The organism is Vibrio kyushuensis, from assembly GCF_050337325.1.
GTDB classification, from domain to species: Bacteria; Pseudomonadota; Gammaproteobacteria; order Enterobacterales; family Vibrionaceae; genus Vibrio; species Vibrio kyushuensis.
Genome location: NZ_JAKJSV010000002.1, coordinates 1,149,747 through 1,161,780, shown reverse-complemented (window position 1 = coordinate 1,161,780; position 12,034 = coordinate 1,149,747). Strand labels below are relative to the sequence as shown.

General features: G+C 40.8%; 9 protein-coding genes. 5 read left to right on the top strand and 4 right to left on the bottom strand.

Annotated features, from left to right (window positions below):
- Positions 1–136 precede the first annotated feature (136 nt).
- Positions 137–3,178, top strand: coding sequence for a TMAO reductase system sensor histidine kinase/response regulator TorS (gene torS / locus L4D20_RS05090; protein WP_428800459.1), 3,042 nt, complete (start codon positions 137–139; stop codon positions 3,176–3,178).
- A 76-nt stretch (positions 3,179–3,254) separates the two neighbouring features.
- On the opposite strand, the gene L4D20_RS05085 is transcribed toward torS, so the two are convergent.
- Together L4D20_RS05085 and L4D20_RS05080 are read right to left on the bottom strand one after the other, a co-directional pair.
- Entirely contained in the window at positions 3,255–4,559 is a 1,305-nt protein-coding gene (locus L4D20_RS05085) for an inosine/guanosine kinase (protein WP_428800458.1), read from the bottom strand.
- A 202-nt stretch (positions 4,560–4,761) separates the two neighbouring features.
- A complete protein-coding gene (locus L4D20_RS05080; RefSeq protein ID WP_428800457.1) occupies positions 4,762–5,232 on the bottom strand; it encodes a CreA family protein in 471 nt (156 codons plus the stop codon).
- A 202-nt stretch (positions 5,233–5,434) separates the two neighbouring features.
- On the opposite strand from L4D20_RS05080, the gene L4D20_RS05075 reads away from it, so the two are divergent.
- The 4 genes from L4D20_RS05075 (at position 5,435) to L4D20_RS05060 (ending at position 8,187) form a co-directional block, all read left to right on the top strand.
- Positions 5,435–5,956 carry a flavodoxin gene (locus L4D20_RS05075; protein WP_428800456.1) on the top strand — a complete coding sequence of 174 codons (522 nt, stop codon included), beginning with the start codon at positions 5,435–5,437 and terminating at the stop codon, positions 5,954–5,956.
- A gap of 139 nt (positions 5,957–6,095) precedes the next feature.
- On the top strand, positions 6,096–6,761 hold the full coding sequence (locus L4D20_RS05070; RefSeq protein WP_428800455.1) for an HAD-IA family hydrolase: 666 nt from the start codon (positions 6,096–6,098) through the stop codon (positions 6,759–6,761).
- Between the two features lie 337 nt (positions 6,762–7,098).
- A complete protein-coding gene (cutA, locus tag L4D20_RS05065) occupies positions 7,099–7,419 on the top strand; it encodes a divalent-cation tolerance protein CutA (RefSeq protein ID WP_428800454.1) in 321 nt (106 codons plus the stop codon).
- Positions 7,420–7,569: 150 nt separating this feature from the next.
- Positions 7,570–8,187: a DNA-J related domain-containing protein gene (locus L4D20_RS05060; RefSeq protein ID WP_428800453.1), complete on the top strand. Its 618-nt coding sequence runs from the start codon at positions 7,570–7,572 to the stop codon at positions 8,185–8,187.
- 82 nt (positions 8,188–8,269) lie between these two features.
- Here L4D20_RS05060 and L4D20_RS05055 read toward each other — a convergent pair whose 3' ends face one another.
- Positions 8,270–9,925 carry a P-loop domain-containing protein gene (locus L4D20_RS05055; protein WP_428800761.1) on the bottom strand — a complete coding sequence of 552 codons (1,656 nt, stop codon included), beginning with the start codon at positions 9,923–9,925 and terminating at the stop codon, positions 8,270–8,272.
- A 78-nt stretch (positions 9,926–10,003) separates the two neighbouring features.
- Entirely contained in the window at positions 10,004–11,920 is a 1,917-nt protein-coding gene (locus L4D20_RS05050; RefSeq protein WP_428800452.1) for a bifunctional diguanylate cyclase/phosphodiesterase, read from the bottom strand.
- Positions 11,921–12,034 lie beyond the last annotated feature (114 nt).

Below are 12,034 nucleotides of genomic sequence, written 5' to 3'. Positions count from 1 at the left end.
CATAGCACTATTTTGGAACGCGATAGGTCTGTTAGTTAAAAACTGTGGTGCATGCATAAAGTTATTCGTTGGCATCTTCATCATAAACACTGCAAAATATAGCTGATTATTAAAAACTTAAGAAGCGAAGTTTATCATGTTGTTGGCTAAAGCGAGTATTGGACGCAAGTTGCTCATTGCCTTTTCTGCGATGGCTCTGATTGTTTTGCTATCAGCATTGGTTGGTGTCTTTGGCTTCTCATTTGTTGCCAAAACAGAACGCAACGTGGTGAATCGAAGTATTCCATCGATGATTGAAGCTCGTAAGGTATCAGAGCTAAGCGCTCGGATTATCACTTCTGTTCAAATGCTTTCTAGTGCTCAATCTAAACAAGAGCATAAGCAGGCGGGTCAAATTCTTTTCAATCAGTTGGAGACGTTACTGTTTCATATTACGCAGCTTGGCTCTGATACATTCGAGCCGCGCTTACTTGACACACTTGAACAAGATGTACAGGTAATCATCGACACCTTAGCAAAACTTGGCATTGTGGTTGAGCAAAAGCTTCAGTATGCGTCCGCCATTGATAAACAAGTCATTCTAATGCGTAAGCTAGCGACAGAACTTGAACAATTGGCTCGCACACAGGTACTGAATACCAGTACCGTTGCTGTCGCAAATGTTACCCACATCTATGACTTACTGGATAAAAATCAGGTCGAAAATGTCTATCACGCGCTAGATGATCTGGTCGAAGTGGATCTGGACCTTTCAGAGCGGCTCCATGAGTTTCATTTACTGGCGTACAAAGTACTCAATCAGATTGAAGAGATACAAACGATAACCGATATCTCACGCATTGAAGTGATACGCAGTGAATTTTCGAAAAATGTGGCCATCATGCTTAGACGAGCCAAAGCAGTCGAAGATCCAACGCGATCGAAACAGATGGAAATATTACTGCAAGGGCTAGACGACAAAAGTGGCATTTTCGAGCGGCTCCATCAGCGCTATCAAAATCAGCGATCTCTTCAGAATTTAATGCAAGAGAACATGCTGCAAATGGCTGCACTGAATACCACGGTTAACCAATTAGTTGATGATTCGAATGCGTCAACACAACGGGCGGTTGAAAACGTAAAAGCAACATTGAACACCGCGCAATGGACGCTTACCCTCTTGGCCATTATTGGTTTTGTTATTGTGGTCATTATTGTTTGGCGAGTGGTCTATATTCAGGTTGTTCGGCGCTTAGATGAATACTCGAATGCGCTGTTGTCGATAGCAAAAGGGGAGCTCAATGTTGATGTTTCAGTTAAGGGAAATGATGAACTGGCAGAGATGGGGAGAGCGATAGTCACAGCACGTGATACCGCACAGTCTTTGAAAACCGTAGCCGAAAGAGAGTCACTTGCAAGGCGTGCCCTACAAGAGCATAAAGAGCATTTGGAAGAAGTTGTTACCGAGCGAACTTCGCAGCTTCAAGAAGCTAATGATAAGCTAAATGTTGAAGTTACAAATCACGCCGAAGCAAGAGAGTCAGCAGAGCATGCCAATCGAGCTAAGTCTGCATTTTTGGCAACCATGAGCCACGAGATCCGAACGCCAATGAATGGGGTGCTAGGTACGGTACAGCTTTTACAAGATACCCAACTTAATAAACAGCAAAATAACTATGTCGATGTGATTAATCGAAGTGGTAAAACCTTACTGGCAATTCTTAACGATATTCTCGACTACTCCAAAATTGAAGCAGGGCACTTAGAAATTCGACCAACACCGTTTGATTTACATCACTTAGTGGATGATACCTATCAACTGTTTTTTGCACGGAGCATAGAAAAAAGCCTCGAATTTAATCATTGCATCGAAAGCAATGTAGATAAGCTTTGGTTAGGGGACAAAACACGAATAAGCCAAGTGCTGAATAACCTAGTCGGTAATGCGATTAAATTCACGCAGTCAGGTCATATAGATATCTACGTTCATATTGAATCAGAAGATACACAAAGCGCTAAGCTTGTATTTGAAGTATCAGATTCTGGTATTGGTATTTCAAAACAAGAGCAAAGTACTCTGTTTGATGCATTTACTCAGGCTTCCAAACTGAATTCATCTCATGGAGGAACTGGTCTGGGTTTGGCTATTAGTCTGCGCATTGTCGAAGCTATGGGAGGGAACTTAAATGTCGATTCTGATGTAGGGAGAGGAAGCTGCTTTCAGTTTATGATTCCATTGGAAAAAATAAGTAATGATGGCGCTGAGCCTTTGAATTCTCTATATGACACCACCACCTCAAAGGCTACTTCGCTGCATTCTTCGGATCTTCACTCGCTCTCATTAGATGTTCTGTTGGTCGAAGATAATCCAGTGAACTGCCTAGTCGCTGAAGGGTTTTTAACAAGCCTAGGTCATCGCGTCAGTGTTGCCCAGTCTGGCAAAGAAGCAAGAGAACAATTTTATGCAAATCATGGCGAAGGCATTCGTGAACAAACCAGTAATGGGCAGCGTACGGCAGGCTTTGATACCGTTTTACTAGATATAAACTTACCAGATTGCTCAGGGCTTGATCTTTTGGCTGAGTTTAAAGTTCAAAACAGTGACATTCCAATGATTGCTGTCTCGGCTCATGTATTTAGTGAAGAAGTTGAGAAATACTTGGCTGCTGGTTTTGATGGTTACCTACCTAAACCACTGAACCGAGACGAGTTGAATACGATGCTTGCTTCGTTAACAAAACACCTAGATGGTGTGGATCGCCTTAATCTCCCTGTTGAATCGCCATTTGATCAGAAAAAAATGGCACAACAAAATCTTAAGTCGGAGGATGCGGAAGTGCTTATGGATGATCTGGATTTGATCGATAATACGGTATTGCTTGGCGATATTCAGGTTTTAGGCTTGGACACCGTTACTCATATTACAACGCTGTTTGAAAAAGGCTGTGATGAAGCCACAACGAGTTTAGAAAAAGCGGTTATTGAGAGCAGTGATCCTGATGTAAAAGCAACGGTGCATAAACTGAAAGGTTCAGCCGCTAGTTTAGGTCTGAATAGGCTGTATCAAGTCTGTTTGGAGATAGAAAAACATCAACAACCACTTCAAGCCTATCGTGAAGAAGCGAGTCAGTTACAAGAGTTGATTGAACAATCGCAAAAAGCGCTATCTGAATTACTTACTCAGGCCAGAACTTTGTAAAAGAACTAGGCTGCGCAAGTATAACGCGTTGAGAAAATAGAACAAAAAGGCAAGTTAGAACAGAAATGAAACGAGATTAACGATCCCAGTATGTTTCTTCTAAGCTATCTTCTCGTTCTGGTAGCGCACGTGAAAGGCGAGGTGAATGCTGAGTTAATACTTCATAGCTCACTCGGTTTGCGTACTTACAAATCTGAGACAATGAAGAGTAAGTTAGGTAAGGGTGGTCATGTTTTGCTGAGTTAGGCACGTTTGATTCGTGATAACTGTTTGCAGCCATGTCATGCAGCAAAGCTGAAAGCGCACCATCACCCGCACCATTAGTGTTCTTTATCTCTAATGGGCCACCTAAATACGGACCAATATGAGAATAGATTTTAACTGGGTTAGAGCAATCTGATTTACGCATTGAACGGCTAAATTCAAATTCGTTAAACTCAGGAATATTACCCGGTAGTAGGGGTAATTCAGTTAAACGTTTTGCTGAATCATCCACGTAGCCTGCCATGTAAAGGCCAACAGGGCCTGCGGTACATAGTACTAGGTCAACCCACTCTAAGGCCTTGTCAGCGGCAATAAGAGGGTCTTTCTCTCCAGTTAGAGCTTCGCCTTCTTCTTCATTCATCGCAATGATGGTGATGTTCTCTTTGATGTACTCTTGCCACCACTTTTCTGCGCCTTCAATAACATACTTCGTGCCAAGCGTTAACACGACCGGAATGTTTTTTGATTTTGCTATTTCAATTGAACGCGCAACAGCTTGAGGCATTGGATCTTCGGGTTTACCACGCATGAGGTATGAAGAGACAATTAATGCTGAAGCTTTATCAAACACATCTTCAGGAACACTGTCTGGTCGTAGCTTATTCATGTGTCCTTCGTTAATGGCGAAGGTTCGTTCACCATCTTCTGTGATCAAGGTGTAGCAACGGCCGATTGGGCCATCAACCATTTGCAGGTGGTTTAGGTTCATGCGAGAAGAGGTACGACAAAGGTAGCGGTACGCATAAGATCTAACTTCGATGTTTTTCGACATAACACCTAGCAGAACAGATTTACTATCAGCTAATACAGAATAGTTATGCAGAGTATTACCAATCGTATCACCAGGATACTGATGAGTAATCAGACCTTTTTCGACTAACTCTAGGTAAAGTGCATCGGCTTTACTCTCTTCTAAGACTAATGAATGTCCTTTACTAAGTTCGTATTTTTCTAAAAATTCGTTATCAACTCTTGCTTCAATATCAACAATTGTTTGGCCAACACCGACAATGATTGGGCGATGCAGCTTAGGTGTTTGTTGAATTTGATTGACCAAAGGATCACGAGCATGTGTTGGGAAATAATGCTTAGATTTACGCTGTCCGGGAAATTTCATGAGAAAAGAGTAGTTGGGGATTTTATTGAATTATATCACATAATGACAGTTTCGTTACATTCAATTACAAGATATATGAGAGGCAGTCATGGTTACTGTCTGCCTCTATTTGACTATTTTATTAATCGTTCGGGACTTTATTAAGTGGTCTTGTGTTCAATCGGTACTTTTCATACTCGCTGCTTGAACATTAAAATAATTTCTAAGGTGTAAGTTGTGTTTCTACGTAAGCTTTTGTTCCCCACAATGGCACTGTTGATAGGCTGTGCTTGAAGCTGCCATCGGTCTCTTTGGTCGTATAAGACAAGTAGAGTAGGGTTTGGTTTTCAGCATCATAGATACGTCTAACTTTCATGGTTTTAAAGAAGATGCTTTTCGATTTTTTAAAAACAACTTCACCTGATTTTGATTTATCGATAGCGGCGATCATCTCTGGTGTAATTTCGCCAGTTTGGCGACACGAGATAGAACTATCACTAGGATCAGATAAACTTAGATTTGCTTCGATGGAAGCGATATGACAAGTCACACCCGAAATTTTATCATCATCCAAATTCGATATTTTGATATCTTTAAGCGTAAACATACCTAAGCTGACATCGCCAACCTCGCTACTGTCGCAGCCTGTCATCGCTATTGCTAACGTTGTAACGAGTGCAAATTTTTTTATCATCCGTGTTTGCTCATATAATTTAGACGGAAAACTAGTGTATAAGACTCAAGCTATAAACGTAAACCTGTTTAATCATATATTGGGACAAATTAATAGTTAGAAAAATTAGCCATTTACCTCATTAGTTAATTTAAATAATAACGCTTGTGGAGGATGATGAGTGTCGTTATCCTCAACACACTCCTTAGTATGGAAAACAATCATGTCTATAAGCTCTTTACCGATCGTTAAAATGAAGAACCAATGGTTATTTGATCATGTGGATGTCAAATACCCAACCAAAGAGAGCTTAGCCGGCAAAGCTTTGTACGAGCATTCGAATAGCCAATCAACTTATGAGGTTTGGCAAAGCAGCGATGAAGAAATTGAGGTGATTTTTAAGCCTGAGGATGTTTACCTTGTTGATTTTCATCGACTAACGGTAATGTTTTCACTATTACAAGCTTCGCAGTGGAAAGATGAAAAGCAGAAAGCTGATGTGTTAGAGTTCTTTACTCAAATTATTTTATCTCCCCCATGTGATTTATATATTGCTTTTCTCGATGGTGAGCCAGCAGCAGCAGCCATTGTAACAAAATCAGAAGAGGCAATACTGGTATCCGATATTGTTTGCCAGATAGTTGTTGATAGTGAAAAAACGAAACGAGAGTTTACTTCACAGCTTATAGACCTTGTTTCCGACCAAAAAACTAAGAATCAAGTTGTATATATTGAGTTAAAGTAAAGTAACCTATCTGAAAAGAGTGACTGAGCCGTACTTTTACATTATTGGCCTGAATGACAGTGCCGTTGTGTTATATAGATCCTTGTTTGCCTGAAGACTTTTACTATGATGAGATGAATCTGGTAAATAAGGGTAACTTATGGCTCAAGATATTAAATGCGTTATTTTTGATTGTGATGGCACTTTGATAGACAGTGAACGATTGTGTTGCCAAGCATTGGTGAACGTCTTTGCTAGATTCAATATTAACTTTCCGTTGCAAGATGCACTGAAACATTTCGAAGGTGGAAAGCTCGCTGACATCCTATTAGCAGCATGCAATCACGTAGGTGTGTCTATTTCACTTGACGCATTAGAGCCTTTATATCGAACTGAACTTAAACTTTTGTTCGAGCACGATCTAAAACCAATGAGCGGAGCTAAAGAATTACTTAACTATTTGAGTGATAATAGTATTGAGTATTGTGTCGTATCAAATGGGCCGCGAGAAAAAATCCAATACTCGTTAGAGTTAACGGACTTGTTACCTTATTTCAAAGGAAAGATGTTTTCTGCCTTTGATGCCAATAGCTGGAAACCTGATCCTGATTTAATTTGTTATGCTGCGATGAACATGGGGTATTCCCTTTCTGAGTGTATCTATGTCGATGATACGAAAAAAGGAATTGAAGCTGGGATAAATGCCGGCGTTAAAACGTTCCTACTTAGTGATACTAAATATCATACTTCCCAAATAGAAACGTTTTCAGAGCTTTCTCTTATTCAATCTTGGCTTAATGAACAGCACAGCTTGCAGAATGTATAAGTTTGTTCTTTAGAGAAGAGCAGGGTGACATGATTGCAGACTGGATGTGAGAAACGTGTTGCAAGTGAATGCCGCATTGGGCACAAATGAGAGTGTCATTATCCTCTGAGATTAGAAAGTCATCGCTGGCACATAGTGGGCAGCTCGTAGGGTCATCTATTATATTATTATTTTTTTTCATATAGTGGTCTCGGCAGCTTTGCAGCACCTTGAGCAAGGTGCATGCAAACATCTTAGCCTACATCTCAGTTTGTTAAATATCTTCGCTAGCTTTCATGCTTATTTTGAGAAGCAATTCATAGATTTGTTACTACTTGTTAAAAAATGTGGAGTAAGTATGGATATAGTTAACTGTATGGTGTTAACCACAACACCCAACCTAGAGAGTGCAAATTCAATTATTCAGCAGCTATTTTCGTCTCAACTGGCTGCGTGTATTCAGACAATGCCGATACAGAGTCACTACCTTTGGGATGGTGAGCTTTGTTCTAGTGAGGAAGTACTACTTATTATAAAAACGCGAAAATCGTGTTATTCACGCTTAGAGAATGAAATTTCGCGATTACATGAGTATGACGTGCCTCAGATTGTACAAGTCCCATTTACCGATGGACTCAACCCATATTTAGAGTGGATCAATAATAGTGTGGACGGCTGATTCGAAGAGTTGCAAATAGTTGTGTGGCTGCTGTACTAATCAAATATTTGCCGCAGGGCTCATATCATGAAAAGTAAAGTTGGCGAATAACTCGACAAATTAACGTTAGTGTTTTTCAATTAAAGAAAGCCCCTTACACCTGTTTTTAATATGACTGTACAACATGACATTGCTGCATGCTTTCAAAGTTACATGGAAAATCCACTGGTGTGGCCGATCCTAGAAGTCTTGAAAAAAAAACCATCAGGATGGAAAGTACATACTTTGGCGTCGCATATTACTGATCTTGGATTTGTTCCAGTACTTGATGAGCAACCAGAGAAAGACTTATTTAAAAAGAACTTTCTGATTATGAATGCGTTGTACCAATTGCAAGAGACCCTATACCCCGATAGCTGGCTACAAGTAAAGGCAATGGATATTGCTTTGCTCTCTGGAACGGTAGCATCACATTGCTCGATAGACTTAGATGATCCACTTCGAGACTATTATATGCAGTGGATTAATTACGAAGCTAACGAGGGGGAAGTGAAACGCTTACTCAATGAGTTTTGGACACGTTATAGAGAGTTTGTGGGTAGTACGAATGGTAAAGATATGGATAGAGCGAAAGCACTATCGTTGTTTAAGCTAGAACCGGATGCAACGTCAGCTCAAATTCGAAAAACTTGGCGTAAGCTCGCACTTAAGTGGCACCCGGATAGAGACAATGGCAATGCTGATAAGTTTAGAGTGCTGTGTGAAGCTTGGCATATCCTTAGGCACTAGATAGCTTACCTTCTATGGTTAACTTATTAAATGCAAACAAAAAAGATGGCGGAAGGCCATCTTTTTTGATGTTTAATAGAAGCTAGTTGCTCGCTTTAAACTGTGATTTTCTCATGCGGTTAAGTGCCGACATAACATCTAAAACACGAGGTTTAGCAAGATCACCATTATTTGGCATGTTCACATGCCAATCGTCACCAAGTTGTTCAGCGAATGTTTTCGCGGGGTTTTGACACCATCCAGGAGTTTGAGCAAATTGGAACCACGCCCAGCCGATAGCATTGATTTCGGAGCTAGACTCAAGCTGCTCTAACGCTGTTAGATCCGTAAATTCTTTACCAAAACGAAGAGACTCTTTGCCTTTAGCTGAAACACGGAACTTTCCTTCGGCTAGAAGTGTTTGCAGTGCAGCGCAGTGAATTGCGCGTGGCTTGAAAGTTTCAAGTGGAGACTCACACTCATTCGTTCTTTCCGATGGGTGCTGCAAGATAACTTGCTTGGCTTTTTCAGTCACATCAACGGGTTGGTAATCATGCATTTGAATAACTGTATCAGCAACATCTAAGTAATCACCTGAACCGCCCATTACAACAATTGTTGAGATCTCTAATGAATCTCGCAGTTGTCCAATTCGGTCCACAAGTGGAGTAATGGGTTCTTGTCCCTTAGATACTAGAGCCTGCATACGTTCATCACGGATCATGAAATTGGTTGCCGAGGTATCTTCATCAATTAGGATAGAGCGAGCACCCGCTTCGATAGACTCTTGTAACCAAGCCGCTTGAGAGGTTGAACCCGAGGCATCTTGCGTTGTGAAATCAGCTGTATCTTTACCCATAGGTAAATGGTTAATGTAGTTTGATAAGTTCAAATGATGCACACAACGTCCATCTTCAGCACGAATCTTCATTGCATCAGTGTCAGTAACAATCCCTTCACGACCGTCGCCAGGAATGTGGTTGTAAATTGAACGTTCAATGGCATTAAGCAGTGTAGATTTACCATGGAAGCCACCGCCAACAACAAGTGTGATGCCTTTTGGAATACCCATACCGGTTACTTTACCTTGGTGTGGGGTATCCAGTGTGACTTGTAATGACTCTGGCGCGGTAAATGCAACCGCATCTTTCATTGGGAAATCACAGTTACCGGCAATACGTGGAAGAACGCTGCCATTAGCGATAAATGCAGTTAGATTGTTTTCTGCTAGCTGAGCACGCATTGCTGCTTGGTCTTCAATCACCTGACAGTGATTAATAAGAGCGTCTTTATTCAATTCACGTTCAAGTGTACATTTACGAATAAACTTTGGCAGGTAGAAAGTAATGATGTTCAGAGCTTTCTTTGCCAGAATGTTTCGGCTGTCTGCAGGTAAGTTAATGCGAAAACGCAGCTCGATACCTTCATCAGTAAATAGTACTGAAGTGCTATCAAGTACCGTTTGGCCAGAATGAGCAATGCTTATGTTGTTATCTTGTTTCGCAAACTCGGCAAAACTACGTGCAATAAAATCACGTGCCGCCACTTGGTAGTCGTAAGATTGTTCTTTTAACCAATCTAGACCGGTGAGTGACCATGCTCGAGTCGCACGAAAACGAGAAGCAGAGGCGTATGGGTCAGCTTGGATATGGTCAATGTGTAGTACAAAATCACCGAAATCATATTGCCCTTTGATTTGCTGGTAGGCACGGTAATTTTGTTTTTCTAGTTTCTTAAGGACAGCGGTTAGTTGGTCCATATCCATTTTGCTCACGTAAAAATATTAAGGCGGCGATTATAGAAACCACCGCCCATAGAGTAAAGACAATTCAACACTTTAATGAGGCATTGCTAATTGGTCGCCACTTGAGAGATTTTGATTGATTAATCCGACCTCAAATTCATCGCAGGGCATGGGCTTCGCGTACAAATAACCTTGTCCATATTCGCAACCTTCACCGATGATAAAAGCTTCTTGGCTCAATGTTTCGATTCCTTCAGTGGTGACCTTCAAATTTAGCTTTTTCGCTACGTTAATAATTGAACGAACGATAGCTCTGTCTTCTTCATTGCTTTCAAGCTGTTGAATAAAGCTCTTATCAATCTTAATACAGTCGAATGGGTATTTTTTAAGATATTGAAACGAAGCATATCCAGTACCAAAATCATCCAGTGACAGGGTTACACCAATATCGTGCAATGCCATTAATGTATTACTAGCAACGGCTTCATCACCAATCAAACCACTCTCAGTTACTTCAAGTTCTAAATAGTGCGCTGGTAACTGATAAGCTTCTAGAAGATCTTTTACCTGATTAGCAAAATTGACATTTTTAAGCTGAATTGCTGAGATATTAATCGCTACTTTAAAGTCAGAGACATGCTGTGCCCATTGAGCCGCCTTTTCTACCGCTGAACGTAATACAAAGTTACCGACTTCAAATATCAACCCGTTTTGCTCTGCTATGTGGATGAGACGCTCATTCGAGATATCGCCTAAAATAGGGTGACGCCACCTTAATAGCGCTTCAGCGCCTGTCCAACGCCGTGTAACCGGTGAAACCTTAGGTTGAAAGTAAAGTAATAGATCATCACTTCTTACCGCTTGCAGCAAATAACTTTCAAGCTGGTTCATGTGGCTGTGATTTTCTGAAAATGTTTGCGAATAAAAACTAAATTTGTGGCCAGAGTCTTTACAAGAAAGCATCGCTTCTGCAGCGTATTTGATAAGCTCTGAACTGTCAGTCGTATCTTCCGACGTCGCTATACCGATATAGGCATGAAGGTGAATACTCTCTTGCTCAATCATAAATTCAGAATGTCCCACCTCAACAAGCGTGTGGCAAAGTGCTTCCACTTGGCCTTTCAGTTGAGATGACTTAACAATGAGCACAAGATCAGTCGAGGTAGGTCGAGCGGTAATAACATCAAGATTTTGGATACACGTATTAAGTCGGTAGCGATAATGGGTCAAAATACGATCCCACTCATGGTAACCGTATTTAGATTGCAGTCGTCGCCCATTAGTGAAACCGATATGTACAAGTGCAATGTCGTGTTGGCCATCACCGGTTAAGTCGAGTTGATATGACAACTCTTTTTCTAAGGCGTTGCGATTTAGAAACCCAGTGCCTATATCATGCAGTTTTTGATACTGAACCTGTTCTTCTGCTGCTCGTCTTTTATCGATTTCTTTATTGAGCGAGTAATTTAGACTTGCGAGATCTTTGGTGCGATTGTTCACTCGGTTTTGCAGTTCATGATTTAAAATGTAAAGTTTTTCATTTTGATAAAGAGTCATCAGTTGGGACTCAATTGAAACTCGAAAGCTATCAAGCAAGTTGCGATACTTAGGGCTGTAGGTATTCTCTTTCTCGTCAAGAATGCAAATGGTGCCAAATGGTTCACCATTGGGCCAATTAAGCGGCAAGCCACAATAAGAAATCATTCCCAACTTAATATCAGGATTTTGACACCAGTTTGGTTCAAGAGTGGCGTTAGGGACTAATAGTTCTACACCTTGATTGATCACTGTTTCACAGTATAAACCTTGGCCGAGTTTCTCACTGTCGCCAACACTGTATGGGTTAGAGAAGTTGTTATTTGAGCTGCAAACTTCAATAGTCGATTCTTTTACTCGCATGATTAAAGCTGAAGGGACCGAAACGATCTCAGCAAGTAAGTTCAATGTATTTTGCCACCCCGACAACATAGATGATGGGATAGCTAATTGTTGAGCATCGATTTTTGACATATCTATTGCTCCTTGTTCCTTTAAGTCTGATAAAGCATCCATTGCTTCTAGACTGTTAATTTGGTTGCTCAATGTTATTCAACTTCTTAATTATAAGAACGCTTTGGTAATGTA

Coding starts and splice junctions, on each gene's coding strand:
- torS (WP_428800459.1), top strand. CDS start 137: ATGTTGTTGGCTAAAGCGAGTATTGGACGCAAGTTGCTCATTGCCTTT.
- L4D20_RS05085 (WP_428800458.1), bottom strand. CDS start 4,559: ATGAAATTTCCCGGACAGCGTAAATCTAAGCATTATTTCCCAACACAT.
- L4D20_RS05080 (WP_428800457.1), bottom strand. CDS start 5,232: ATGATAAAAAAATTTGCACTCGTTACAACGTTAGCAATAGCGATGACA.
- L4D20_RS05075 (WP_428800456.1), top strand. CDS start 5,435: ATGTCTATAAGCTCTTTACCGATCGTTAAAATGAAGAACCAATGGTTA.
- L4D20_RS05070 (WP_428800455.1), top strand. CDS start 6,096: ATGGCTCAAGATATTAAATGCGTTATTTTTGATTGTGATGGCACTTTG.
- cutA (WP_428800454.1), top strand. CDS start 7,099: ATGGATATAGTTAACTGTATGGTGTTAACCACAACACCCAACCTAGAG.
- L4D20_RS05060 (WP_428800453.1), top strand. CDS start 7,570: ATGACTGTACAACATGACATTGCTGCATGCTTTCAAAGTTACATGGAA.
- L4D20_RS05055 (WP_428800761.1), bottom strand. CDS start 9,925: ATGGACCAACTAACCGCTGTCCTTAAGAAACTAGAAAAACAAAATTAC.
- L4D20_RS05050 (WP_428800452.1), bottom strand. CDS start 11,920: ATGTCAAAAATCGATGCTCAACAATTAGCTATCCCATCATCTATGTTG.